We start from the raw sequence: 25,516 nt of genomic DNA, 5'->3' as shown, positions 1-25,516 counted from the left end.
GCCGACCGCCGTACGGGGTTGCTCTCGTTCACTCCGATGGCCCACACGGTGCCTGGGGAGGGGCTTGCGGAGTCGAGAGGGGAATTCCCCGAATTCCGCCACTCAGAACGATCCGATCGGGTGACACCCCGCAACCATTCCGGCCGGGTCCGGTTGATGCGAGGCAGGAACATGCGTCTTGGCGAGGAGCCAAGGAAAGGAAAGCGAAATGCTGAAGAAGGCAATGGCCGCGGCGGCGGTCGCCGCGTCCTTCGTTGGTGTGTCCGCGGCGGCAGCCCCCCAGGCGCTTGCCCTCGGCGACGACACCGGCACCACCTCGCTGAGCGGAAACGCGGCGCAGGACTCGTTCGGCAACTCGGTGACCCGGGGCAACATGAGCCCGCAGGCCACCCTGGTGCAGAGCTCGGTCAACAAGCTGTGCGTCGGCCTGCCGGTCAAGGCGGACGCCCAGTCCCTGGTGGCCGTCCTCGCCAACGTCGGTGTCCAGGACATCTCGGCCCTGTCCGCCCCGCAGACCCAGCAGTGCGCCGACAACTCGACGCAGGCCAAGGACGACGAGCCGCTGTCGCACGTCGCGGACGACATCGCGGTCCTGGCCGGCAACGGCTGAGGCACCCGCCTCGGCCTGCCGACGGAACACCGCCCGGGTGGCGTGCCGGTGCATCCACCGCCGCCCGGGCGGTCTTTTGCTGCCTATTTCGAAGAACCGTTTCTCTGACGCTCCGCCAATATGTCAAATTTGTGGGGGCGTTCGAGTGAATTCTATGAGGACGCGCGTTCCGCAGTTTCTTCGGCTGTCTATCCCTCGTTTTACAGCCTGCCGGTCATGGTGCGAGCCGTTCAAGTTGCGCTCGCTCGGTTTCGGCCGTCACAGGGCATGACCGCTAAGAAGGGAAAGTTCATGAAGAAGAGCGCTGCTGTCGTCGCCGGCGCGATCCTGGCGCTGGGTGGGGCCGTCCCCGCCTTCGCCGACTCGGGTGCCACCGGCGGGGCTGCCAACTCCCCCGGCGTCCTGTCGGGCAACGTCGTCGAGGTCCCGGTCCACATCCCGGTCAACGCCTGCGGCGACACCGTCGACGTCATCGCGCTGCTGAACCCGTCGTTCGGCGCCGCCTGCGTCAACCACTGAGCGTCCGCGCAACGCGCCAGCTCTCCGGCTGTGTTCTGGCCGGCCTCGGACCGTCGATCCATCGGCTCCTCGTCCGAGGCCGGCTTTCCCACTTCTCCGAGCAGGAAGACAACGAGATTGCGACAGACCCTCAGCAAGGGCATGGTCGTGGCCGCCGCCGCGACGGGCATGTTGTCCTTCTACGGAAGTCAGGCGCTCGCCGACACGGGTGCCCAGGGTGCCGCCCAGCACTCGGCCGGTGTGCTGTCCGGCAACACCGTCCAGGTCCCGGCGAACGTCCCGGTCAACGTCTGCGGCAACTCCGTGGACGCGGTCGCCGCGCTGAATCCCGCGTTCGGCAACTCCTGTGCGAACGGCTCCGGCCAGACCAGTGACGGCGGTGTCCGGCACGGCAGCCCGCAGGGCGGCTCGGACGCCTCCGAGCACACCTCGGGCGGCCACTCCGGCGTCCCCGGCGACCACCCCGACCCCGAAGTCCCCGGCGTCCCCGGCGACCACCCCGAAGGCCCCGGCGTCCCCGGTGACCGGGGCGGCTTCCCCGGCGGTCCCACGGGCGACCGCACGATGCCGTCCCCGCACCACGGCGGCGACCACACCAAGGCGCCCTCGTACGGCGGCGGGAGCCACACGGCGCCCCCCGGGTACGGCGGTGACGACCACACCACCCCGCCCCCGTACGGCGGCCCCTCGTCCCCGCCCTCGTACGGCGGTGACGACCACACGACGCCGCCCCCGTACGGCGGCGACGACCACACGACGCCTCCTCCGTACGGCGGTCACGACAAGCCCACCCCGCCCCCGTACGGCGGCGACGACCACACGACGCCTCCTCCGTACGGCGGTCACGACAAGCCCACCCCGCCCCCGTACGGCGGCGAGGACTGGACTCCGCCGCACCACGGAAGCCACCACCCGGGACAGCCGCCGAGCCTCGCGCACACCGGCGCCGATTCCGGGACCATCCTCGGAGCGTCGGCCGCCAGCGCCGCGCTGATCGCCGGCGGGACCATCCTGTACCGACGGGGCCGCGGAGCCTCGGGCCGGTGACGTGCCGGGTGCCGGACCCCAGTGCCCGGCACCCCGCGTCCCGCACCGGCGCCCTCCGCAGTGGCGCCGTACCGCATCCTTCAGCGCCGTAGCGCCTCCGGGCACCTCGCCACGCCGTCCGGCCGGGAACCGCCAGCCCGCCGGCCCCACGCGCCGAGGCCGCGTCGTGCGCGCGGTTCGCCCGTGCGGCGGCCAGGGCCACCTGAACGCCGTAGCCGTGGTGGCAGACACCGTGCCGATATGACTGGGTGTCGATAACAGGCATCGGCCGACCGGGGCGCGGTCCAGTGGCGGAAGGAGCGGGCATGGCTCCGCGAGTGCGACGGGCCCGCGCCCGGCGGCTGACGATGGTGGCGGCGGCGGTCGCCGCCGCGGTCGCCCTGGTGGCCGGACCCGGACCCGGACCCGGACCCGCGACCGGCGCGGCACGGCCGGCCGGCTCCTCCGCCGCCCAGACGCAAGCGTCCCCGCCGTTCGGCGCGTTCCTCGGCTCCGGCCCGAGCGGCCTGGCCCGGATGGCCGCGTTCGGCGACTGGCTCGGCGGCACCGAACCGACCGTCGCGCACACCTATCTGCCCGGCGGCACATGGAGCGACATCGAGGGTCCGCCCGGCTTCCTCGACCCGTGGGCGCGGTGGCGGCGCGAGAAGCCGGGCCGGACGCTCGTCCTCAACGTGCCCATGCAGGAGCGCAACGAGGAGGACCTCTCCGACGACCAGGTGCGCTCGCTGCTGCGCAAGGGCGCGGCCGGGCGGTTCGACCGGCACTTCCGCGCCCTCGCCGAGCGGCTGGTCGACCTGCGCGTGCCGGACACGGTCGTCGTGCTCGGCTGGGAGATGAACGGCGTCACCTACACCCACCGCTGCGGCCCGGACCCGGAGTCCTGGAAGACCTACTGGAACCGGATCGTCAGGACCATGCGGGCGGTCCCCGGCCAGCGGTTCCGGTTCGACTTCACCCCCAGCCGCGGCCGGGACGCCGTCCCCTGGACCGAGTGCTACCCCGGGGACGGCACGGTCGACATCGTCGGCATGGACTCCTACGACCAGCCGGCCGGCATGTCCTTCGACGAGCAGGTGACGGAACCATACGGCCTCCAGCGGCACGTGGACTTCGCCCGGGCCCACGGCAAGCCGCTCTCGTACCCGGAGTGGGGACTCTTCCGCAACGGCGACGACGCCACGTACATGCGCGGGATGCTCGCCTGGATGGACGCGCACCGGCCGCTGTACAACACGCTGACCGACTACTGCCCGCACGGCGTGTGGCAGTGCGGACGGAACCCCATGGCGTCCGCGGTCTACCGGTCCGCGCTGTACGGCCGCACCGGCGCACGGACCCCGGACCCCGAGCCGACCACCCCGCCGGCACCGACGCCCACATCCCCGCCCGCCCCTGCGCCCACGCCCGCGCAGCGGCTCCCGGACACCTGCTCGTCGCTGGACCTGGGCGGCTGGGTCGCGTACTGGCTCGGCCGGAACGTCTGTCTCCCCGCCGACCGGTGGCCGCGCACCCTCTAGTCCCGGCGCCCCGGCCCCCAGCGGCGCAGCGCCTGCCCGCCCCGCCGCCGGACGGCCGTCGCGCCGAGCACGGCCGCGAGCAGCGGGGCGGTGCGCCGCCTGGCCAGCAGCAGCCGGCGGCTGACCACCGGTTCCGGACGCCAGTGGTGCTTGTACGGCTCGTCGCCGCGCAGCAGGCTCAGCACGCCCCGGCCGCCCGCCGCGCCGCGCGCGGCCGCCGCCGCGTGCCCGCTGCACGCGTCCAGCAGCATCACGGCCACGTCCGCCTTCGCTTCCCGCAGCCGGGGATCGGCGCCGTACAGATAACCGCCCGCCAGACCCGGGGACAGCAGCGTCAGGTCGACGGCGACCACCTCGCCGCCGAGCCGGAACTCGGTCACCACCGCGTCACCGGCGTGGACCATCGGGCCCACCGCGCGGACCAGATGCTCCCGGAACCGCGGCCGCAGATGCTCGGCCGTCACGCCCCGCCCCCGCCACTGCGAGCGGTGCAGCTCCAGCAGCCGGTGCAGGGCCGCCGCCACCTCACCGGGCCCGACCACCCGCCGCTCCACGCCCAGCGCGGTCAGCCTGCGCAGCTTGGCCCGCACCCGCTGCGCCTTGCCCGACGGCAGCCGGGCGACCAGCTCGTCCATGGGTACGGCGGGCAGTTCGAGGCACAGCGAGTCGTCGAGCGCGCGCCGGGGCCCGCGCCACCGGGCGAGCACCCGCTCCGCCGCGCCGCCCGGCCGCACCTCGCGGAAGTCGATCAGCGCCGTGCGCGCCGCCCGCCACAGGGCCTCGGCGAGGGCACCGGCCGCGCTCCCGTCGTCGCCGTCGTCCAGCAGCACGTCCCCGTAGTCGGAGATCGGTCCGCCCAGCGGCACCAGCGCGGGCAGCGGACGGTGAACCAGCATCAGCGGAGCCGCGGCGGCCAGTTCACCGCCCGGGCCGCGGCGCACCAGCAGCAGCCTGAGCCGTCCCGGCCTGCCGTACGACCGCCACCACGAGTGCAGCCAGGCGTGGCTCAGGAACGGGGTCGCGGTCCCGCACCGCCCGTACAGCCGCCCCCAGGCCGGGCCGAGCGCGGCGAAGGCGGCCTCGTCGGTGACGAGTTCGGTGACGAGTCCGCCGACGGGAGCGGTGGCGCACTCCGGCCGCGCCGGGTACGTCGCCGTCACAGCTGGCCGCGCGCGTCGGCGGCGAGGGCGGGCGCGGGCACGGTGGCCGCCCGCACCGGCTCCGGCACCCGGCGCCTCGGCCGCACCAGCAGCGCCAGACCGCCGAGCAGCCCGCCCGCGCTCGCCCCCACCAGCGCGGTGAGTCCGGCGGACGCCGAGGAGGGCGCGGTCGGCGGCAACGCCCGCGAGAACTGCAGGAGTTCGACGTGGGTCCGGCTCTTGGTCGCGTTGGCGTGCCGGGTCAGGGAACGGGCGACCGCGTCGGCCATGCCGGCGGCCTCGGCCGGGCGGCCCGAGGTCGCGGACACGGCCACCATCGGGGCGTCCGGCGAGGTCGCGGTGCGCACGTCGGTGCGCAGGGTGTCCACCGGCACCCCGGCCTGCCGCTGCGCGTCGCCGAGCACCGCGAGCTGGGTGGCGACCCGGCCGTAGGCCTGGGCGAAGCCGAGCGCGGAGGCGGTGTCGGACCCTTCGGTGGGTACGGCGACCACATAGCTGGTGGCCGTGTACACCGGCGGCTTCAACTCCCCGTACGCGCCGCCCAGCAGGCCGCCCGCGAGGACGCCGGCCGCCACCAGCGTCCAGGGCGGCAGCGCGCGGGCGCGGGTGAGGCGGGCCGGGCGGTGGTGCCTGTGGGGATTCTCGGTCATGGCGGGCTGACTCCCTGGGAGGATCGGGGCTCGGGGACGGTACGGGCGAGCGCCGCCGCGTAGACGTCCATGAGCCGGCTGGCGCTGCGGGCGATGCAGTAGTGGCGGGCGGCCTCGGGGGCGGTGCGCGGGCCGGGTCCGGCGGCGCGTACCTCGGCGAGCGCCTGGGTGTAGGCGTCGGTGCCGCCCTCGACGCGCAGGGCGCCCGGGGCGGCCCCGGGCGGCAGGTCCTCGACGGCCGGGCAGGAGGCGTAGCGCACCGGCAGTCCGGCCGCGAGCGCCTCGACGACGGCCAGCCCGAACGCCTCCTCGGCGGAGGGCGAGGCGAGCACGTCCATCGCCGAGGCCAGCGCGGGCAGGTCGGGGCCCGCGGCGGGGTCGCACCCGTAGGGCCGCTCACCGGCGAAGACCACCCGGTCGGCGACCCCGGCCCGCCGGGCGGCCCCGCGCAGCGCGCCCTCCTCGCCGCCCCCGCCGACCAGCAGCAGCCGGCAGTCGCCGGGGAGCCGAGACAGCGCCCGGATCAGGACGTCGAAGCGTTTGCCCCGGGCGAGCCGGCCGACGCCGCCGATGACGAACGCGTCGTCCGGCAGCCCGAGCCGGGCCCGGGTGCGCAGCCGCCGCTCGGGGTCGAAGCGGAACCGCTCCAGGTCGATGCCGTTGGGCACGACCGTGATGCGCGGCCCGGGCACGCCCCAGCGCGTCAGCCGCTCGGCGACCGTCGGGGACACCGCCACCGTGGACCGGCCGAGCCGCTCACCGGCCAGGTACAGGGCGCGCACCCCGGCCGTGAGCGGGCGGCCCTCCATCTGCGAGTCGCCGAGGGAGTGCTCGGTGGCGACGACCGCGCGGACCCCGGCGAGCCGGGCGGCGATCCTGCCGTACAGACAGGCCCGGTAGAGGTGGGTGTGCACCAGGTCGTAGCGGCCGCGCCGAATCACGCGGGCCAGGCGGGGCAGCGCTGCCAGGTCGTGGTTGCCGCGCATGCCCAGGTGGACCACGCGGACGCCGTCGGCGGCCAGCCCCTCGGCGACCGGCCCGGGGTTGGTCAGCGTCACGACGTCGCAGTCCACCGGCAGGTGCCGCAGCAGCAGCCGCAGTTGCTGCTCGGCGCCGCCGGTGCCGAGCCCGGTGATGACGTGCAGCGCCCTCATCGCGGCTCCGCGACGGGGCGGCGGCGCAGCCGGTGCAGCCGGTACTTCAGGAACAGGCGCAGGCCGGCGTCGTTCTGCCCGATGTGCACGCGGGGCAGGGCGTGCGGGCCGGTCAGTGCGCCGGGGGCGATGGCGCAGGCGTAGTCGTACCCGGCCGCGCGCACCGCGTCGACGGCCCGGCGGTCGAGGGTGCCATACGGGTAGCAGAACCCGCCGACCGGGGTCCCGGTCAGCTCTCGCAGCAGGGTCCGGCTCCCGGCGGTCTCGGTCCCGAGGACGGTGTCGTCGGCTCGGGTGAGGTCGACGTGGGTGAGACCGTGCGAGCCGATCTCCACGCCCGCACGGGCGGCCTCCCGGACGGCGTCCGCGGTGAGCAGCGGCTTGCGCGGGCCCAGCGGGTCCCACGCGTTGTCGCCGCCGAACCGGCCGGGCAGCACGAACAGGGTGGCCGTGCACTCCCAGCGGGTGAGCACGGGCAGCGCGCCGGTGAGGAAGTCGGCGTACCCGTCGTCGAAGGTGAGGCCCACCAGACCGCGGCCCTCACCCCGGGCGCGGGCCGCCAGCAGCTCGGCGACCGACACACCCCGCAGCCCCCGGCCGCGCAGCCAGCGCAACTGCCGCTCCAGCCGGTCCGGGGTCACGGTGACCCGGTACGGGTCGTCGGAACAGTCGCCGACCGAGTGGTACATGGCGATCCACGGGACGGTGCCCGGCCCGGCGGCCCGGGGACGGCGGGGCGACTCAACGGCGGACGGCATGGACGAGCCTCCGTACGAGGGTGCGGACAGGAAGGAGAAGGCGTCGGATGAAGGACTGGCTGAGGGAGGGCAGGAAGGGCACGACGCGGGTGAGCGGGAGGGGAGGCGGGCCGGACGCCCCGCCCCGGGCGCCCGGCGCGCGGCCGAGCAGGACGAACACGGCGGTCACGGTGGCGCCACCGGCGGCCGGACCGGCGTACGGGCCGCCCACCCGGCTCGCCACGAGGGCGCCGGCCACCGCGGCCACCGCGGCCGCGGCCAGCGGTCCGCCCACTCCGGCGAGTACACGCCGGGCACGTACCGGCACACCGCGCGGGCCGCCCGGAAGGACGGAGCGTCCCCGCGGACCGCTCGCCGTGCCCGCCAGCAGCAGGACCGCGGTGACGGTGATGCCGGCGGCGTTGGCCGCGGCGATCCCGGTGACCCCCCAGGAGCCGACCGTCCCGGCGCCCGCCCAGAACGTGACGGCGAGGCCGGCGGCCATGGCGGCGACCGGGTACCAGGCGGCGCGGCCCGCCGAGAAGTAGGAGCGGACCAGCACACCCGTCAGGGTCTGGCCGAGCAGCCCGAGCGCGTACACCCGCATCACGCCCGCGGTCGCCGCCGTGTCATGAACCGTGAACGCGCCCCGCTGAAAGAGCAGTTGGATGATCTGCGGGGCGCAGGCGACGACGGCCGCCGTGCCGAGCAGCACCAGCCAGGAGGCCACCACCAGGTCGCGCTCCACCCGGTCCCGGGCCTGCTCGGTGTCGCCGTCGGCGAGCGCGCGCGCCACCACCGGGAAGGTGACCGTGCACAGCATCGTCGACAGCGTCATCGGGATCTGCGCGACCTTCTGCGCGTAGTTGAGGTGCGAGATGGCGCCGGCGGGCAGTCCGGAGGCCAGGTACCGCTCCACGAGCACCTGCGACTGCCGGACCAGCGCGAACAGCAGCACGGTCGCCATCAGCGCGGCGTCCACCGGCCGGTGCCCGGGCACTGTCCCGGCATCGGTCCCGGCACCGGTGTCCGGACTGCTCCCCGTCCCGGTTTCCGCACCGGTCCCGGCCGGCCGACGGGTGCGCAACCGCCGTACCAGTGAGGGAAGCTGTACGGCCACCATCAGGCAGCCGCCCACCGCCACCCCGAACGCGGCCGAGCGCACGCCCCAGCGGCCGCCGAGGGTGAACATCGTGACGACGATGCCGGTGTTGTAGGCGACGTAGATCGCGGCCGGGGCCAGGAAGCTGCGGTGGGCCCGCAGGGCGGCGCTGCAGTAGCCGGCCAGCCCGAAGCTGAGCACGCAACTCGCGGTGAGCCGGGTGCAGTCCACGGCGAGCGCCGGGTCGGGCAGGCCGGGCGCGAGCACCCCGACCAGCCAGGGCGCGGCCGCGGCGAGCAGCACGGCCACCGCGGCGAAGGCCGGTGCGAGCCGTGGCAGGGTGCCCGCCACCAGGGACCGGACGGGGTCGCCGGGCGCCCCCTGCGCACGCCGGGCCAGAGCCACGCTGAACGCCGGGACCAGCGCGTACGCCAGCCCGTCCTCGATGAGCAGGGTGGCCGCGAACTCCGGCAGGGTCCAGGCGACCAGGAAGGCGTCCGTGTCCCGGCCGGCCCCGAACAGCCGCGCCAGCGACTGGTCACGCACCAGCCCGAGCAGCGCGCCGGCGACCGAGAGGGAGGCGGTGATCAGGGCGGCCCGGGCCAGGAAGCCCCGGCTGGGCGGCGCCTGCCCGGACCCGGCCGGCCGCACCGGGACGGGGCGCTCCCCAGCACGCCCCCCGGCACGGACACCGGTGGGCGCATCGGTCCGCGCCCCGGCGGGCGTACCGGCGTGCGCATCGGCCCGCGCACCGGCCCGGGGTGACGGCAGCACGACCGGGCCGTCGCCGTCGCCGTCGTCCGGTCCGGGCACCGCACCGCTCCCGCCGGTGGGGCGGGCTTCGGGGGAGGGCGTCACCGTCACCGGACCCCGGCCTCCCCGGCGGCCCGTTCCCCCGCGGCGGCCCGCGCGGCACACCCGGCGGAGCCGTCCGCGCCCGCGTCGGAGGCGGCGGCGTCCGGTACGAGAACGACCTCGTCCGCGCCCACCAGCGCCCACCAGGCCACCAGCCCCAGGCACACCGCGGTCAGTACGGTCGAGCTGCCGCCGATGTCGGCATAGGCGAAGTCGACCAGTTGCCACACCAGCAGCCCGCAGGCGATGAGCGCGCACTCCTGGCCCCGGCCCGAGCGGCGCGCCCGGCGCACCCCCCGCAGCACGCACACCAGCAGGGCCAGCCAGCCGCCCACCAGGCCCACGAGACCGGCCAGGCCCTGCTCACCGAGCACCAGCAGGTACATGTTGTGCGGGGACAGCAGCGGCTGCCTGCGGTAGGCGGCGCCCGCGCCCTCCGTGTCGCTGCCCGAGGACAGGGCGAGCGAGGCGTGCCCGTCGCGGTACTCGGGGAAGCCCTTCAGCCCCACACCGGTCAGCGGCCGCTGCCGCCACATGTCGGTGGCCGCCGCCCACATCGTGTACCGGTCGGTGACCGACTGGTCGGGCGCGTCGGTGACCCGCGTGATGCTGTCGATCCGTTCCTGGAGCATCGCGGAGCCCAGCCCGAGACCGCCCACCAGCACCACACCCGCGGCCACGGCGGCCGCTCCGACCCGCAGCGCCCGGCGCGGCCCGGCCGCCACGAGCTGGACGGTGAGCGTCACGGCGGTGGCGATCCAGGCGCCCCGGCTGAAGGACAGGGCGAGCGGGACGAGGAGGACGAGCGCGCAGGCGGCCGCGACCGCCCGCTCGCGCACCGGGGCCCGGCCGAGCGCCAGACCGGCCGCGCACACCAGCCCGAACGACACCACGGTCGCCATGCCCATCACGTCCGACGCCCCGAACGTGCCCACCGCGCGGATGTCCTCGCCTTGATAGGAGGCGCCGGTCCCGGTGGCGTACTGCTGGACGCCCAGCGCGCCCTGCCACAGCGCGAGCCCCACCAGGGACCAGGCGAGCAGCCGGAAGTCGGACCGGTGGCGGACCAGCAGCAGGACGGCGGCCGGGACCAGGACGAAGATCTGCAGGTAGCGGCCGAGGCCGGCGACCCCCGCGCCAGGGGAGACCGCGTCCATCGCGGCGAGCGCGAGACCGGTGACCGGCAGGCCGAGGACCACGGCGGCCGCACGGGACAGCGGGCGCCGCCGTGCGCGCAGCAGCCGTATCGCGCAGTGGCCGACGACCAGCGCCGACACCACGTCGGCCGGTCCGGCGCCGCCCTCGCCCCCCGGGGTGAGGGGCAGCGCGAGCAGGGCCACCACGGCCACCACGGACAGCACCGGGGCCGGCCCGGGGCGGCGCGGGTTCAGGGCGAGGCTCATCGGTCAGCTCCCCGTGGAACGCACGAGCGCGGCCGCGGTGCGCAGCAGGATGCAGACGTCCTGCCACAGCGACCAGGTGTCGATGTACGCGTTGTCGAAGCGGGCCCGGTCCTCGATGGAGGTGTCGCCGCGCAGGCCGTTGATCTGGGCGAGGCCGGTGATGCCGGTCCGTACCCGGTGGCGGGCCGCGTAGCCCGGGTGGGTGCGACTGAACTGCGCGACGAAGTAAGGGCGTTCGGGCCGCGGGCCGACCAGGCTCATGTCGCCGCGGACGACGTTCCACAGCTGGAGCAGCTCGTCCAGCGAGGTCTGCCGCAGAAAGCGGCAGAAGCGGCTCATCCCGTCGTCGCCCGCCACGCTCCAGCGGGTCGCCGCCTCCCGCTCGTCCACCGGGCGGTGGGTGCGCAGCTTCAGCAGCGTGAAGGGCCGCCCGCCGGCGCCGATGCGCTCCTGCCGGAACACCACGCCGGGCCCCTCGGTGAGCCGCAGCACGGCCGCGCACACCAGCAGCAGCGGACTGACCAGCACCAGCAGGGCACCGGACACCGTCACGTCCAGCAGCCGCTTGCCGATGCTGCCGTGGTGCCGGGTGCCCAGGTCGAGGCGGCGGACGGAGAACCCGGCGAGCTGGTCGCGCATCTCGAACGCCGGGCCGTCCGCGTCCACCTCCCACACCGCGCAGCCGGACTCCGCCAAGGCCCGCAGCAGCGGGCCCCGTTCGGCGCGCACGGCCGGCCCGACGGTGAGCACGACCCGCACCCCGTTCTGGATGAGCGCCCGCTGCACCTCCTCACCGGTGCCGAGCACCGGCAGCCCGCCCCGGCCCGCGGGACGTTCGGCGACGACGCCCACCGGCCGCACCCCGCAGCGCGGGTGGCGCAGCAGCGCGGCGGCCACCCGTTGCGCGGTCGCCGCCGGACCGACGACCAGGGCGGTGCGCGGACGGCACGTCAGCGCCACACGGCGGCGCCAGTGCACGGCACCGCGCGCCGCGCAGGCCGCCACCGCCTGCGCCGCCCAGCCGAGCAGCAGGGTGCGGGCGGACAGCGCGCGGCCGGGGTCGTGGGCGGCCGCCAGCGCGCCGAGCGCGAGCCAGAGGACCGCGATCCGGCCGCAGACCGCCGGGAGTTCGTCGAGCACCCCCGGCACCGGACGGGCGGGGCGCGGGCGCAGCAGCAGCGCCCCGCCCAGCAACACGGCCACCAGCGGGGCCGGTTGGGTGGCCGGGCCGATCGCGAGCGCGCCCACCAGCGCGGCGAACAGGTCGGCGGTGAGCAGTGGCAGGGGCGAGGCGGGCCGCGCGGCCAGCCGTCGCACCGGGAACCGGAAGCCGCCGGGCGCGCGGGTCGGCCGTACCGGGGCGGGCGAGTGGCCGGGCTCCTGCGGTCGCGAGCCGGCAGGGGCGCCGGGGGCGCCGGGGGAGGGGACGGTGCGTTCCGCGGTCACGGGTGGAGGAACTCCCTGCGCTCGGTGGACACGGGCGGCCGGGCGCCGAGGAGTTCGCGGTACAGGTCCGCGACCCGGTCGGCGGTGTGCCGCACGTCGTGCGTGGACTGGACGTGCCCGCGTCCCCGCTCGCCGAGTGACGCGCGCAGCGGCGCGTCGGACAGCAGCGCGGTGATCGCCCGGGCCAGCGCCCCGGGGTCCTCCGGCGGCACCAGGCAGTGGGGCGGGAGCGCCGGCGGCAGGCTCTCGCGCGCGCCGTCGACGTCGGTGAGCACGACGGGTCGGCCGCAGGCCAGCGCCTCCAGCGGGGCCAGGGCCATGCCCTCCCAGCGCGAGGGCAGCACCACCAGGTCGGCGGCCCGGTACCAGGGCACGGTGTCGGTGACGGCACCCGCGAACCGGACGGCGGGGCCGAGGGCGCGGGCCCGCCGGCGCAGCGCGTCCCGGTCGGGTCCGTCGCCGACCAGCGCCAGCCGGGCGCCGGGCAGCCGGCGCACGACGTGCTCCCAGGCGCGCAGCAGCAGGTCCTGGCCCTTCTGCCGGCACAGCCGCCCGACACAGACGACGAGCGGCGCCGCCGGGTCGAGGTCCGGGAGCAGGGCGGCGCGGGCGGGCCCCGCAGGCGCGGGGGAGTGACGGTCGAGGTCGATGCCGTTGGGAATGACGGCGTACGAGGCGTGCACTCCGGCGCGCAGTCCGGTAGCGCGCTCCGCCTGGCTGACGCACACCACGCGGTCCGCCCACCGGGCCCCCCACCGCTCCCAGCGCAGCGCCAGCGCGGCGGTGGGGCCGCCGACGGCCTCGAACGACCACGCGTGCGGCTGGAACACGGTCGGGACCCGGCCGCGGACGGCGAGCCGGGCGGCGAGTCCCGCCTTGGCGCTGTGCGCGTGCACCAGTTCGGGCCGTACCTCTTCGACCAGCCGTGCGAGCCGTCGTATCTCGCCGGACAGCCCCGGCCCCGGCGACCGACCGGCCCGCCACGGGCGCACGTCGACCCCCAGCTCCCGCAGTCCCGCGCCCAGTTCACCGCCCGGGCAGGCCGCCGCGACGCGCAGACCGGCCGTCAGCTGAGCCCGCGCCAGGTCCCCTACGACGCGGGCGACACCGCCGTCGACAGGCTGCGTGACGTGCAGGACCCGCGGCCGGGGAGGGGGTGGTGGCTGGTGCATCGACAGGTTCCTCGCTCACGGGGGCGCTCGGGGTTGCGGGTGGGCACGCGGGGTCACGCCCGCGCGTCCACGACGACGAAGAGCGCGCCGGCCCACGACGCGTCCCCTTGGGAACGAGCCGGGAGCCCGGCGGGTCACCGCCACGGACGTCACTCGATTGGCGGCACAACCCCACGGCGTGCGGCGCGTTGACACAGCGCCGGGCATCCGCCCGGATGTTGTGTCGATTTCAAGGAGCTCCTCTCCATGTCGCGTATCGCGAAGGGTCTGGTCCTGACCTCCGCCGCTGTCGCGGCCGTCGCCGGCGCCGCCGGTGTGGCCTGCGCCGACGCCGGCGCCAATGGCGGCGCCGCCAACTCGCCGGGTGTCGTGTCGGGCAACGTCGTCGAGGTCCCGGTCCACGTGCCGGTCAACGTCAGCGGCGACAGCATCAACGTCATCGGCCTGCTGAACCCGGCGTTCGGCAACATCGCGGCCAACGGCTGACGTCGGGACGCACCCCTCGGACCGGCCGTCCGCCCGCGCGTCGTCGCGGGCGGACGGCCGGTTCGCGCGTTCCCCCAGATGGTTCACGCACCGTACGCGAGCGGTTGCGAGCCGTCACGGAGAGTTCAACGGTGGGCTCAGACCCCTGCCCCACCGAAAGGAACCCTCATGCGTGTGCTGCCCGTACGGCGCCTGGCGTCCACCACCCTCTGCGCCGCCCTCGTGATCGGGATCGCCGGTCCCGTCGCCGTCGCCGCCGACTCGGCCCGGGAGCGCACCCGGACGAGCGCGCACTCGCCCGTACCCGGCGCGGACGCGCTGCTCGCCGAGGTGCGGTCCCTGCACGGCACCGACGCGGGCCTCGACCCCGTCGTCGACCTGGTCGACGAGTCGCTGAGCAAAGGGCGGCTCACCCCCGGCGAGGCCAAGAAGCTCGGCGACGCGGCCCGGGAGGCCATCGCCAAGGCCGCGGCGGCGGCCCCGAGCACGGCGGCCACCCCCACCTCCGCGGCGACCCCCACCTCCGCGGCGACGCCGAGCACCCCCGCCACGCCGACCGCTTCGACCGCTCCCACCGCCCCGGCCGTGCCGAGCACCGCCGCCACGCCGTCCACGGCGGCCACCCCGACGGCGCCCGCCGTCCCGAGCGCCCCCGTCACCCCGAGCGTCGCCACCGACGCGAGCGGCTCCGCCGTGCCGTCCCCGGCCGCCCTGACCTCGCTCACCACCGGCACCGCCGCCAAGGAGCCCGCGGCCCGCGACGCCGCCGGCGACCTGCTCGCCGCGCTGCAGACCGCCATCGACAACCTGCTCAAGGCCGTCACCGCCGACCTCGACGGAGTGCTGTCCGCCGCCAACGGCGTCGTGGACGACCTGCTCGAACTCATCGACTCGACCCTCGCTGGACTGCCCACCGCGCCGGGCACGGCCCTGCCCAGCCTGCCGCAGGCCCCCGCGCTGCCGACCGGGTGACGCGCGGGCGGCGGGCGCCCACGGGATCTCATATGTCTTCCGGGGCCGGGGTTTCCGGCCCCGCGGGCACTCGTTAGGCACGGCGCCAGTACGTCTCCCCGGGGTGACGCGAGTCGCCGAAGAGAGGAACCCGATGAAGTCCCTGAAGGCCGCCGCCGTCCTTGCCGGTTCCGTGGCTCTCGCCGGCGTCGCCGCGCCCGCGTTCGCCCACACCACCGCCGAGCTGACCCCCACCAGCCTCAACGGCGCCGTGGACTCGATCACCCGGGGCGGGCTGACCGTCAAGGACGTCATGCCGCTGCAGCAGCAGTCGCACGCGCTCGACACCGAGAACGCCGACTCCGTCCTGCACTCCGTCAAGGGCGCCACCGCCGCCCTGAACCAGCACAACCCGCTGCTCGGCGGCCTGCCGCTGCAGAGCTGACGCAGCCGCCCGCACCACCGGGAGGAGCCGGCACCGCACACCGCGGAGCCGGCTCCCGGCCTGTTCGAGACCGCTTCCCCCGATCGTGTGGAGCGGCTGCGGGTACTGGTCCGGACGGGTGAGACGCCACCGGGCCGCGCCGCGCCCCGTCGATAGGGTCGCGCGGTGACCTCAAGCCCAAGCGAAGCCCGTCCCTTCCGCCCCGCCGACCTAGGCACGCTCGTCGTCCTCGCCTGGAGCGGCGAGGCACCCGACGGCACCGACATGCCGTACCTGCTGGCCTACTCCCTCGGTGACACGGAGGGCGGCCCCGAGGCCACCGCCGCCGCGATCAGGCACCTGCTGACGAGCAACAACCTGCCGGTCGGCGGGCAGGTGGTGGACGGCACCTCGAAGCCGAGCCTGCCCATCACCCTGCTCGTCGAGGCCGGCCAGGCCGTCGTCAACATGCCGCAGATGGTCGCCCAGGCCGAGGCACCGCCGGAGTGGCTCGCCGCCGTCGCCGCGCGCGGCTACGCCTACCTCGTCTTCACCACCCTCGCCTGGCCCGAGGGACGTCCCGGCCAGGTCGTCGAACCGGCCGCGCTGGCCGCCTTCGCCGGCGCCGAGGAGACCCTGACCGGCGCCGCCCACATCATCCTGCCCGCCCGCAGCCTGCGCCGCTGATGCCCCGGACCCTGGCCGGCGGCAGAGGTCTCGGACTGGTCGCCTACGGCGTACTGGCCCGGGCCGCCACGATCGTCGCGACCCGTTGGTGGGATTTCTGGACGAGCTGACCATTGCTGCGGCCGGGCGAATTGTGAACTGAAGCCGTTTCCCGGCTCGTTGGGCGATACGGACCTCGAACTCCGCTCACCCCGAAAAGGACCGTACCTGACATGAAGCCGACCACCCGAGGAACCCTTGCCGCCGTCGTCACGGGGGTCGCGGCCGCCGTGGGAGCGGCCGCCCCCGCCCTGGCGGCCGGCGCGGTCCCCGTCCCCGTGCCGCTGAACGGCGTCTCCGAGTCCCTCGGCACCGAGGTGCCGAAGGTCGGCCTCGAAGTGCCGCTGGTGAAGCCCGGCGCCCCCGAGGGGCCGCGGTACGTCACCGGGCGGCTGCTGCCCGAGCGCACGCTGCCCCAGGTGCCGTTGCACAGCGCACTGCCCGGCGCGAACCTGCGGGCGCCCCTGCCGCGCGTCCCCGGCGACGACTTCGACCACGTCGGTGTCGACGCCCCCGCCTCCGACCTGCGCACCGCGGGCCCTGGCCTGTCCCTGGACGCCCCGCTGACCGCCCCCGACCCGCACCACTTCGGCCTGCCGGAGCCCAAGCTCCCGCAGGCCGGCCTGCTCGCCCCGGTCGTGCGCACGGTGCCCGCCGCGAACCTGGGCCTCGGCCCCGGCCTCTGACACCGGCCGTACACGCTCCCGCACCCACCGGATGGCCCCTCGGCGGTGACCCCGCGCGCCTTCCGGCGGTTACCCGTGCGGAATCCGATCACGGGACGAGGAGCGAGAGATGGTCGTGGGTGCCGGTGGCGTCGCGGTGGGAGCCGAACAGCAGGTCGCGGTGGGGACGGTAAGAGTCTCGCGAAGAGAGGTGGCGCGGGGGCTGCTGGCCTCCGCCGCCGCCGTGGCGCTGGCGCCGGTGGTCGCCGCCTCCCGCCCCCTGCCCATGTCGGACGGACCCGTGGGCGGCTCCTTCGACGAGACGTACCGGGGCCGCCGCATCCAGGGCGTCGTGATCCCGGTCGCCGGCCACCGGGGCCTCGTCGGGGGTGACTGGCAGGTCACCATCGACGGCCGCCCGCTGCACCTGATGCGCCGGGCCGACGGCACCTGGCTGAGCATGGTCGACCACTACAGCTCGTACCGGACGCCGCTGGAGGCGACCCGCGCGGCCGTGGACGAGATGGGCCCCGGCCAGCGCCTGCGCGAGCTCGCGCCCGGTCCGGCGGGCGGCGGGCGGATGGGGCACGACATGGGGGGACAGCATGGCGTACGTGCGTAAGAACGTCAGCGCACTCACCCCCACCGAGCGCCGGCGGTTCGTCAACGCCCTGCTGGAACTCAAACGGCGGGGCGAGTACGACGCTTTCGTGCGCATGCACATCGACTACTACACCGCCGACGGCGAGGCCGGCCTGCGCACCGCGCACATGACGCCGTCCTTCCTGCCCTGGCACCGCAGGTTCGTGCTGGAGCTGGAGCGGGCGCTGCGCCGCGTGGACTCCTCGGTGACGGTGCCGTACTGGGACTGGACCCGGGACCGTACGACGACGTCCTCACCCTGGACGAAGGATTTGCTCGGCGGCAACGGGCGGCGCTCCGACCGGCAGGTGACGACCGGTCCGTTCGCCTACGCGGCCGGCCACTGGACCATCAAGGAGGGCATCACGGACGGCAGGTTCCTCACCCGGGACCTCGGCCGTGCCGCGGCACCCCTCCAGCTCCCCACCCGCAGCGAGCTGCAGTGGGCCCTCGACGATCCCGTCTACGACGTCCGCCCCTGGGACTCGACGGTCACCCGCGGCTTCCGCAACAAGCTGGAGGGCTGGGGGCCGGGCACCGGCAGCTCCTCCTGGCGCAACCACAACCGGGTGCACCGCTGGGTGGGCGGCGCGATGCTCGGCGGCGCGTCCGTCAACGACCCGGTGTTCTGGCTGCACCACGCCTTCCTCGACCTGCAGTGGGAGCGGTGGCAGCGCGCCCACCGGTCGCACCGCTACCTGCCCGCCGATCCGCCCGGCACCGGCGACCCCCAGCACAAGCGGGTCGTCGCCCGGCACCAGAAGCTGCCGCCCTGGGGTGTGACGCCGGACGAGCTGGAGGACATGAGCCGGATCTACCGGTACGCGTGAGCCGTGTCCGTGGGACGCGATCAGCTGCCGTAGCCGTCGTCGCCGGGGCCCGGGTTGCCCGGGGTGACGGGGGTGGTGTGCGTGTTGGCGCAGCCGTTGCCGAAGGCGGGGTTCAGCAGGCCGATGACGTCGACGGTGTCGCCGCACACGTTCACGGGCACGTGGAGGGGAACCTCGACCACGTTGCCGGACAGCACGCCGGGCGAGTTGGCGGCCCCACCCTGGGCGCCCGCGTCGGCCAGGGCCAGACCGGCGCCGCTGATGACCACGGCACCCGTACCGAGAGCGACGGCGGCCGCTTTCGCGAAGCGAGACATCACGTTCTCCTTTTGTTGCTCGGTGGTGTGCGGCGGCGGACCAGCCACCGCACTTTCCCGGTCAACGGTGTCGCGCCGGGCGGGTCACGCTGATCAGCGGGAGATCACCCTTTCAACGGGCGGTGCCGCTGCGCTGCGGTGACAGCGACCGGCGTTAATGGGAGGCGCCGGGTCCGGCGGCCCGCCTAACCTCCGGTCATGACCCCCGACACCGAGACCGACACGGACACGGACACCGATGCGGCCGAGCGGGCCAGGCGGCTGATCGGACTGCTGGCGGAGGAGAGCCGGATGCGCGCCCTGGCCGCCGTGGCGCTGGGCGCGGACGGTCCCGAGCGGGTCGCCCAGGTGGCCGGGCTGTCCGCGAAGGACACGGCCCTCGCCCTGCTGCGACTGCGCGAGCAGGGCGTGGTCGTGGACGGCACACCGGACGGACTGACCGTCTCCTACGACCTGTTCCGCGGGCTGCTCCGGCGCGGCCGGCCGGCGCTCCGGACCGGCGGCGGGCCGGATGCCGCCGTCCTGGCCACCTTCGTCCGCGACGGGCGGCTGCTGCGCCTGCCCGCCCAGTGGACCCGGAAGAAGCTGGTGCTGCGGCACATCGCCGAGCAGACCTTCGAGCCGGGCGCCGCGTATCCGGAACGCGTGGTGAACGAGCGGCTGCGGGCCTGGTGCGAGGACTCCGACGGCGTCGACCATGTGACGCTCCGGCGCTACCTGGTGGACCTCCACCACCTGCACCGGAGCGAGGGCGTCTACCGCCGGCCGGAAGCCGGCTGACCGGCCGGGGCCGGTCCGGCACGGGCGTCAGGGCAGCCGTCGTACCGGAGCCCCCGCCAGGTAGGCCGCGATGTCCTCCACCGCATGGCCGTAGTAGGTCGCGTAGTTGGCCCGTGAGACATAGCCGAGATGGGGCGTGGCCAGCAGGCGGGGCGCGGTGCGCATCGGGTGACCCGGGGGCAGCGGCTCGACGTCGAACACGTCGACACCGGCCCCCGCGATCCGGCCCTCGTGCAGTGCGGCCAGCAGGGCGTCCTGGTCGACGATCGCGGCGCGCGAGGTGTTCACCAGATAGGCGTCCGGCTTCATCAGGGCCAGTTCGGCGGCGCCGACCAGTCCCCGGGTGCGCTCCGAGAGGGCCAGGTGGACGGAGACGAAGTCGCTGGTGGCCAGCAGGTCCTCCTTGGAGGGGGCGAGGTCCACGCCCACCTCCGCGGTCCGCTCCCCGGTCAGGTTCCGGCTCCACGCGCTGACGTGCATGCCGAAGGCGAGTCCGACCCGCGCCACCCGCTCGCCGATCTTCCCGAGCCCGAGCAGCCCGAGCCGGCGGCCGTGCAGGTCGGCGCCTACGGTGGACTGCCAGGGGCCGCCCGAGCGCAGCGCGTCGTTCTCCGTGACGATCCCGCGGGCGAGGCCCAGCAGCAGCGCCCAGGTCAGCTCGACCGGAGGCGTGGAGGAACTCGCCGTACCGCACACCGTGACCCCGTGCGCCTCGGCCGCCGCGTAGTCGATGACGCTGTTGCGCATCCCGGAGGCGACCAGCAGGCGCAGCCGGGGGAGACGCGCGAGCAGCGAGCCGGGGAACGGGACGCGCTCGCGCAGGGTGACGACGATGTCGAAGCCGGCGAGCGCCGCCGCGAGGGCGTCCTCGCCGTCCAGGTGCTCGCGCAGCGCGACGACCTCCACCCGGTCCTCGATCACCGACCAGTCGGCCGACCCGGTGGCCGCCCCCTGGAAGTCGTCCAGCACCGCACAGCGAAGTCGCACGCCGTCTCCCCTTCCCCGTTTCGCGGTCCCCGGCTTTCCCGTACCCCCGCTTCCCTGCGGTGACTGTACCGGCAGGTCACAGGGCTGGTCGGGGGCTTACCACAGGGAAACGGAATGTGGATGTCTTCTTTCCGGACGGTGTACAACTCTTCGCCCGCTTCTTACGTCGAACTGGTGAACAACGGCGTTTGCCCCACCGTGCGCGCCAGTCGGAAAGAGGAAACCTGCCCATGACGATCCGTCGGTTGTGCGGTGCCCTGCGCGTGCGCGGGGTCACCGACCTGCTGCTCGTGCTCCTGCTCGCCGGCGGCTTCGCCGCGCTGCCCGTCTTCGCGCTGCTGCCCTCCCTGTGGGGCTTCGTCGCGGCGTCGGCCGTGACCTACATCGCCGACGAGGTGCTGCACTCCAGGGCCCCGGGTTTCGTGCGCAGACTGGCGACGCTCCAGCTCACCCGCCCGCTGCGGTTCGCGGTCCGTACCGTGATGCTGCTCGCGCTGGCCAGCCGGACGGACGCGCCGGAGGCGGTGCTCGTCACCGCGCTCGCCGTGTTCAGCGCCCACTTCGCGGCGATGATGCTCTACACCGCCCTGCACCACGCCGTCCGCCGGCGCCGGGTGCTGCCGCTGGGGGTGCGCAACCTGGACATGAGCGAGCTGCCCATACCCAAGCAGCCGCCCGGCTTCCTGTACCGGCGCTTCCTGCGCAAGCTGCTCCACCTGGACCTGCCGGCCCACGCCGGCCTGCTCGCCGCGCTGGCCACCGGTGGCTGGGGCCTGGCGTACGCCGGCTTCGCGGTCACCGTCGCGGTCCCCGTGCTCGGCGTCCTCGCGCTGCTGCTCCAGTACCGCAGGGTCCGCCGGATGCCCGCGCGGGACGAGGTCTTCGCCGAGGTCAACCGCCGGCTCGCCGACTACCGTCCCCAGGTGGCGCTCTACTTCAGCTTCGCCGCGGTCTCCCGTGACTTCATGTACCAGGTGAACATGTGGATCGAGACGCTGGAGCAACTCGACATGCGACCGGTGATCATCCTGCGGGAGCGGGCCTCCTTCCGCCATCTCAGCCGCACCCGGCTCCCGGTGGTCTGCGTCCCCAAGGCCGACGACCTGGCGGAGCTGGAGCTGTCCGGCGTCCGGGTCGTCCTCTACCCGGGCAACGCCGGCAAGAACGTGCACATGCTGCGCGTCGCCGAGGCCAAGCACGTCTTCATCGGCCACGGCGACAGCGACAAGCTCGCCAGCAGCAACCGGGTCAGCAAGGTGTACGACGAGATCTGGGTGGCCGGCCGCGCGGGCCGCGACCGCTACCAGCGCGTCCGGCACGCCATCAGCGACAGCGCCATCGTCGAGGTGGGCCGCCCGCAGCTCGCCCCGATCCGCCTGCACGCCGAGCACACCCCCGGCCCGCTCCCGGTGGTCCTGTACGCGCCGACCTGGGAGGGCTGGAGCGACGACGACTGCCACACGTCGCTGATCCCGATGGGCGTACCCCTGATCGAGAAGCTCCTCCAGGAGAACGTCCGCGTCGTCTACAAGCCGCACCCGCTCACCGGCAAGCGCTCGGCCGAGGCCGCCGAGGCCGACCGGGCGATCCGCGAGCTGCTGCGCACGGACAACGAGCAGCGCGGCGCCGCCGAGGCCGAGGCCGCCGTCGCCGCGGCCAGGCCCCGCCTGAAGGAGATCCAGGAGCGGCTCGACGAGCTGGCCGGCCGCCTCGGCGGCGACGACGCCGAGCAGCTGCGCGAGGCCCGGCTGCCCGACCGCGCCGCGGCGGCCGAGTGGCAGGAGCTGCGCGCCGAGTGGCACCGCATCTTCTGGGAGACCAGGGGCCCGGTCCGGCACAACGTGATCCTCAAGAGCCTCCCCACCCTCTACGACTGCTTCAACCAGGCCGACATCCTGATCAGCGACGTCTCCTCGGTCGTCGCGGACTTCGTGGCGAGCCTGAAGCCCTACGTCCTCACCAACGCCCACGACCTGCCGGACGAGGAGTTCCGGGCCGCCTACACCACCGCGGGCGGCGCCTACCTGCTGGACCGCGACTGCACCCGCCTGACCGAGATCCTCGACTCGGTCCGCGCCCCGCGCACCGACCCGATGGCCCTGGCCCGCCGCACCCTCAAGGAGTACGTCCTCGGCCCGGACCATCCCTCGTCCATGGAGCGCTTCAACGCGGCGGCCAACGCCCTGGCCGCCAAGAGCGAGGCGGAGCGCCTGGAGGCGGAGACGGAACTGGCCGCCTGACGGCCACCCGACGCCCGGGCGTTCGTACTCGGACGGGACTGAGTACGAACGCTCTGGGCGGTGACCGCAGGAGCCGCGACGCTGGGGGCATGCGAACAGGACTGCACAAACCCGTTGCCCAGCTGGTGTCGATCCTCGCGCTGGCCGCGCTCGCCCCGGCTCTGTGGGCCGCCTGGCTCGGCTGGGACCAGCACCGTGACGTGCACCCCGACGGTTCGACGACCGGCCCGTACCAGGCATGGCAGGTGATCGGCCTGGTGCTGACCCTGCTCGCTGCGGTCGGCTGGGCGGCCTACCGGGACTACGTCGCGGGCGCCGTCCTCGGCACCACGGCCGGCCTGACCGCGGCCGCCTACGTCGACTGGTCGGACGACTCCAGCGGCCTTTTCGTCATCGGCGTGGGGCTCGTCATGGTGGGGACCTTCGTCGGCACCGCCGTCGTCTCCGCCGTGACCAACGCCGTACGACCGGCCGAAGAGCACTGACCCCGACGTCCGCGCGTGTTCCGGGCGTCCATCTCACCCCCGAGGGGTGAGGCATCGCCCGCGGTGCTGCCGGAGGGTTGGCCTCGTGGCTGAGACAGTCGAGCGCGAGCGGGCGGCGGGGCAGCGCAAGGTGCTGGCCGCGCTGGCTCTGGCCCAGTTCATCTGCAGCTTCGCCGGCTCCAACATGAACGTGATGATCAACGACATCAGCACCGACCTGGACACCACCGTCCAGGGGGTGCAGGTGGCGATCACCGTCTTCCTGCTGGTGATGGCCGCGCTGATGATCCCCGGCGGCAAGCTGACCGACCGCTACGGACGCAAACGGTGCTTCCTGACCGGCCTCGTCGTCTACGCGATCGGGGCCCTGCTGAGCGCGGCCTCGCCGGGGCTCGGGGTACTGATCCTCGGCAACTCGATCCTGGAGGGCGTCGGCACCGCCCTGCTCATCCCACCCGTCTACATCCTCGCGACGCTGCTCTACCCGGACGTCACCTCACGGGCCCGCGCCTTCGGCATCATCATGGCGCTGGGCGGCCTCGGCGCCGCCGCCGGACCACTGATCGGCGGCCTGATCACCACGGCCGTCAGCTGGCGCGCGGCCTTCGTGTTCCAGGCCATGATCATCGCGGTGATCATACTGCTCAGCCGCCACATGGACGATCCGCTGCCGCCCGATCCGACCCGTACCTTCGACACCCTGGGCGCGGTCCTGTCGTCAGCCGGTCTGGTCCTGGTGGTCATGGGCATCCTGGCCGCGGACAACGACATCTGGCTCATGGTCGCCCTGCTGGTCCTCGGGGCCGGCGTGCTGTGGTGGTTCTTCCGCTACGTGCGGGCCAGGGAGGCGTCGGGCAGGGAACCGCTGCTGTCGCTCAGCCTGTTCCGCAACCGCACGTCCAACCTGGGGCTGGTCACCCAGAACGTTCAGTGGCTGATGCTGATGGGCGTGTCCTTCACGGTCGCGGCCTACCTCCAGGTAGTACGCCACTACGACGCCATCCAGACCGGGGTCGTCTTCACGGCGGCCACGCTGGGTCTGCTGCTGACGTCCCTGTCCGCCGAGCGCCTGGCCGAACGGCGCTCCCAGCGCACGCTCGTGGTGACCGGCTTCGTCCTCTGCATCCTCGGCGTCGTCGTCCTGGTCGTCCTGGCGGGCGCCTTCACGACGGCGTGGGCGTTCGTCCCCGGCCTCCTGCTGATCGGCCTCGGCCTCGGCGTCATGCTGACCCCGTCGGTCAACGTCGTGCAGTCCAGCTTCCCGGAGGAGCGCCAGGGCGAGATCTCCGGACTGTCCCGGAGCGTGTCGAACCTGGGCTCGTCCTTCGGCACGGCCATCGCCGGCACGATCCTGGTCTCTGGCCTGACCAAGGGCGCCTACGCGGCGGCGATGCTCTCCCTGGCCGTGATCGGCCTGGCCGGTCTGGCAGCGGCGACCCGCTTCCCCCGGCAGACCGACCCGACCCACACCCCACGGAGAGCGGCACGGGATCGGCCGGGAGCGTGACCACAACGACGTTCACAGCGAGAACAGTTGCTCTGATGCGGAGACAACAAGCGGCCGGTGGTCCGAAATCGAATGGATACGGCGAGAACCATTGAACGCTGGATGATTTACAACCCTCAACGTCTGCAACCAGCGGGTTGGTTGAAGCATGGATGAAGGCGAGTCAGGTCACCACGTCACCCCTCGGCCACCACGACGCCAAGTCGCATGATGCGACGCCCGGTGCCCATACTGGGAGAAGTGCGATACCGGCCCCCGGCACCGAGCGGTCTTCGCGCTCGTGAAAGCAGCGGTGGCAGGACAGGGGTCGCGCCGGCTGAGGTAGTAAGTGGCAGAAGCGCCGAGGGGGCGGCCGCCCGCCATCGAAGCGAGCGCCTCGCATCCTGGTGATGCCGGTTACCGACCGGCGTCACGCCTGCCTTCCTATCGTGCGACCGGCCAGGTCCCTGCCGTGGTTCGCAGACGAGGAAACAGGCCAGAAAGGCGATGTGATGTCGGATCGCATTCTTTACTACAGCGCGCCCACCGGGCGTGGGTGCATCGGCACCGTCGACGTCCACAACCATCTCGCGGACGAGACCGTCTACTCGGGCGGCACTTTCGCCACCGACTGGACCCAGGTCACGGCACTCAGCGACGATCACGTCCTTTACTACGCCAAGCCCACCGGGCGCGGCTGCATCGGCTCCGTCGACGCCGACAACGATCTCGCGGACGAGACCGTCTTCCCCGGCGGCACTTTCGCCACGGACTGGACGCAGATCACGGCGCTCAGCGGTGATCGCATTCTGTACTACGCCAAGGCGACCGGGCGCGGCTGCATCGGCTCCGTCGATGTGGAGAGCGGCGAACTGGCGGATGTCAGGGTCTTCCCGGCGGGCAGTTTCGCCACGGACTGGACGCAGATCACGGCGCTCAGCGGTGATCGCATCCTGTACTACGCCGGGTCCACCGGTCGGGGCTGCGTCGGCTCGGTCGACGCCGACAACGGCCTCGCGGACGTCAGGGTCTTCCCGGCGGGCAGTTTCGCCACGGACTGGACGCAGATCACGGCGCTCAGCGGTGATCGCATCCTGTACTACGCCGGGTCCACCGGTCGGG

Annotated in this window: 26 protein-coding genes; 16 read left to right on the top strand and 10 right to left on the bottom strand. The window is 74.3% G+C overall.

The features are described 5' to 3' along the window. Positions 1–208 precede the first annotated feature (208 nt). The 4 genes from PV343_RS14805 (at position 209) to PV343_RS14790 (ending at position 3,696) form a co-directional block, all read left to right on the top strand. On the top strand, positions 209–610 hold the full coding sequence (locus PV343_RS14805; protein WP_319147363.1) for a rodlin: 402 nt from the start codon (positions 209–211) through the stop codon (positions 608–610). Between the two features lie 291 nt (positions 611–901). Continuing rightward, positions 902–1,129, top strand: a complete 228-nt coding sequence (locus tag PV343_RS14800) for a chaplin (protein WP_319147362.1) — start codon at positions 902–904, stop codon at positions 1,127–1,129. A 117-nt stretch (positions 1,130–1,246) separates the two neighbouring features. Next, positions 1,247–2,176, top strand: a complete 930-nt coding sequence (locus PV343_RS14795) for a chaplin family protein (protein WP_319147361.1) — start codon at positions 1,247–1,249, stop codon at positions 2,174–2,176. A 305-nt stretch (positions 2,177–2,481) separates the two neighbouring features. Continuing rightward, entirely contained in the window at positions 2,482–3,696 is a 1,215-nt protein-coding gene (locus PV343_RS14790) for a glycoside hydrolase family 26 protein (RefSeq protein WP_319147360.1), read from the top strand. On the opposite strand, the gene PV343_RS14785 is transcribed toward PV343_RS14790, so the two are convergent. Genes PV343_RS14785 through PV343_RS14750 form a run of 8 tightly spaced genes read right to left on the bottom strand, consistent with a single transcriptional unit; the run spans position 3,693 to position 13,375 of the window. Further along, entirely contained in the window at positions 3,693–4,856 is a 1,164-nt protein-coding gene (locus tag PV343_RS14785) for a GNAT family N-acetyltransferase (protein WP_319147359.1), read from the bottom strand. The genes PV343_RS14790 and PV343_RS14785 overlap by 4 nt on opposite strands. Beyond that, positions 4,853–5,506 carry a lipopolysaccharide biosynthesis protein gene (locus PV343_RS14780; RefSeq protein ID WP_319147358.1) on the bottom strand — a complete coding sequence of 218 codons (654 nt, stop codon included), beginning with the start codon at positions 5,504–5,506 and terminating at the stop codon, positions 4,853–4,855. Before PV343_RS14780 ends, PV343_RS14785 begins: the two co-directional genes overlap by 4 nt. Then, positions 5,503–6,660 carry a glycosyltransferase gene (locus PV343_RS14775; protein ID WP_319147357.1) on the bottom strand — a complete coding sequence of 386 codons (1,158 nt, stop codon included), beginning with the start codon at positions 6,658–6,660 and terminating at the stop codon, positions 5,503–5,505. The genes PV343_RS14780 and PV343_RS14775 overlap by 4 nt, the downstream gene beginning before the upstream one ends. Then, positions 6,657–7,418: a polysaccharide deacetylase family protein gene (locus tag PV343_RS14770; protein ID WP_319147356.1), complete on the bottom strand. Its 762-nt coding sequence runs from the start codon at positions 7,416–7,418 to the stop codon at positions 6,657–6,659. Before PV343_RS14770 ends, PV343_RS14775 begins: the two co-directional genes overlap by 4 nt. Beyond that, positions 7,402–9,363, bottom strand: coding sequence for a lipid II flippase MurJ (locus PV343_RS14765; protein ID WP_388239922.1), 1,962 nt, complete (start codon positions 9,361–9,363; stop codon positions 7,402–7,404). The genes PV343_RS14770 and PV343_RS14765 overlap by 17 nt, the downstream gene beginning before the upstream one ends. Continuing rightward, entirely contained in the window at positions 9,360–10,757 is a 1,398-nt protein-coding gene (locus PV343_RS14760; RefSeq protein WP_319147355.1) for an O-antigen ligase family protein, read from the bottom strand. The genes PV343_RS14765 and PV343_RS14760 overlap by 4 nt, the downstream gene beginning before the upstream one ends. Before the next feature lie 3 nt (positions 10,758–10,760). Further along, a complete protein-coding gene (locus tag PV343_RS14755) occupies positions 10,761–12,203 on the bottom strand; it encodes an exopolysaccharide biosynthesis polyprenyl glycosylphosphotransferase (protein ID WP_319147354.1) in 1,443 nt (480 codons plus the stop codon). Further along, positions 12,200–13,375: a glycosyltransferase gene (locus PV343_RS14750; protein ID WP_319147353.1), complete on the bottom strand. Its 1,176-nt coding sequence runs from the start codon at positions 13,373–13,375 to the stop codon at positions 12,200–12,202. Before PV343_RS14750 ends, PV343_RS14755 begins: the two co-directional genes overlap by 4 nt. Positions 13,376–13,621: 246 nt before the next feature. On the opposite strand from PV343_RS14750, the gene PV343_RS14745 reads away from it, so the two are divergent. The 7 genes from PV343_RS14745 to PV343_RS14715 all read left to right on the top strand — a co-directional run bounded on the left by PV343_RS14745 (position 13,622) and on the right by PV343_RS14715 (position 18,099). Beyond that, positions 13,622–13,861, top strand: a complete 240-nt coding sequence (locus PV343_RS14745) for a chaplin family protein (RefSeq protein WP_319147352.1) — start codon at positions 13,622–13,624, stop codon at positions 13,859–13,861. Positions 13,862–14,029: 168 nt separating this feature from the next. Beyond that, positions 14,030–14,833, top strand: a complete 804-nt coding sequence (locus PV343_RS14740) for a hypothetical protein (RefSeq protein WP_319147351.1) — start codon at positions 14,030–14,032, stop codon at positions 14,831–14,833. A 133-nt stretch (positions 14,834–14,966) separates the two neighbouring features. Beyond that, positions 14,967–15,257: a hypothetical protein gene (locus tag PV343_RS14735; protein ID WP_133923906.1), complete on the top strand. Its 291-nt coding sequence runs from the start codon at positions 14,967–14,969 to the stop codon at positions 15,255–15,257. Positions 15,258–15,422: 165 nt separating this feature from the next. Further along, positions 15,423–15,923: a DUF5949 family protein gene (locus PV343_RS14730; RefSeq protein WP_319147350.1), complete on the top strand. Its 501-nt coding sequence runs from the start codon at positions 15,423–15,425 to the stop codon at positions 15,921–15,923. 212 nt (positions 15,924–16,135) lie between these two features. Then, the gene (locus PV343_RS14725) at positions 16,136–16,648 is read left to right on the top strand and encodes a hypothetical protein (RefSeq protein WP_319147349.1); all 513 of its coding nucleotides are present in this window, start codon (positions 16,136–16,138) and stop codon (positions 16,646–16,648) included. A 109-nt stretch (positions 16,649–16,757) separates the two neighbouring features. Beyond that, entirely contained in the window at positions 16,758–17,249 is a 492-nt protein-coding gene (locus PV343_RS14720) for a tyrosinase cofactor (RefSeq protein ID WP_319147348.1), read from the top strand. Continuing rightward, positions 17,233–18,099, top strand: a complete 867-nt coding sequence (locus PV343_RS14715; RefSeq protein WP_319147347.1) for a tyrosinase family protein — start codon at positions 17,233–17,235, stop codon at positions 18,097–18,099. The genes PV343_RS14720 and PV343_RS14715 overlap by 17 nt, the downstream gene beginning before the upstream one ends. Positions 18,100–18,119: 20 nt before the next feature. Here the strand turns inward: PV343_RS14715 and PV343_RS14710 are convergent, their stop codons facing one another. Continuing rightward, the gene (locus PV343_RS14710) at positions 18,120–18,416 is read right to left on the bottom strand and encodes a chaplin (RefSeq protein WP_319147346.1); all 297 of its coding nucleotides are present in this window, start codon (positions 18,414–18,416) and stop codon (positions 18,120–18,122) included. Between the two features lie 198 nt (positions 18,417–18,614). On the opposite strand from PV343_RS14710, the gene PV343_RS14705 reads away from it, so the two are divergent. Then, positions 18,615–19,196: a DUF2087 domain-containing protein gene (locus tag PV343_RS14705; protein WP_319147345.1), complete on the top strand. Its 582-nt coding sequence runs from the start codon at positions 18,615–18,617 to the stop codon at positions 19,194–19,196. A 27-nt stretch (positions 19,197–19,223) separates the two neighbouring features. On the opposite strand, the gene PV343_RS14700 is transcribed toward PV343_RS14705, so the two are convergent. Further along, the gene (locus PV343_RS14700; protein ID WP_319147344.1) at positions 19,224–20,183 is read right to left on the bottom strand and encodes a D-2-hydroxyacid dehydrogenase family protein; all 960 of its coding nucleotides are present in this window, start codon (positions 20,181–20,183) and stop codon (positions 19,224–19,226) included. A 230-nt stretch (positions 20,184–20,413) separates the two neighbouring features. On the opposite strand from PV343_RS14700, the gene PV343_RS14695 reads away from it, so the two are divergent. The 4 genes from PV343_RS14695 to PV343_RS14680 form a co-directional block, all read left to right on the top strand. After that, positions 20,414–22,423: a hypothetical protein gene (locus PV343_RS14695; RefSeq protein ID WP_319147343.1), complete on the top strand. Its 2,010-nt coding sequence runs from the start codon at positions 20,414–20,416 to the stop codon at positions 22,421–22,423. A gap of 89 nt (positions 22,424–22,512) precedes the next feature. After that, complete coding sequence (locus PV343_RS14690; protein WP_319147342.1) at positions 22,513–22,908, top strand: hypothetical protein; 396 nt, start codon at positions 22,513–22,515, stop codon at positions 22,906–22,908. 85 nt (positions 22,909–22,993) lie between these two features. Next, positions 22,994–24,415: an MFS transporter gene (locus PV343_RS14685; RefSeq protein ID WP_319147341.1), complete on the top strand. Its 1,422-nt coding sequence runs from the start codon at positions 22,994–22,996 to the stop codon at positions 24,413–24,415. 491 nt (positions 24,416–24,906) lie between these two features. Beyond that, a partial coding sequence (locus tag PV343_RS14680; RefSeq protein WP_319147340.1) for a hypothetical protein occupies positions 24,907–25,516 on the top strand: 610 nt, incomplete at its 3' end.

It is taken from the genome of Streptomyces sp. WI03-4A (assembly GCF_033792105.1).
Taxonomy (GTDB): Bacteria; Actinomycetota; Actinomycetes; order Streptomycetales; family Streptomycetaceae; genus Streptomyces; species Streptomyces collinus_A.
The sequence above is the reverse complement of the archived record's forward strand: the minus strand, read 5'-3'. Positions and strand labels throughout refer to the sequence as shown.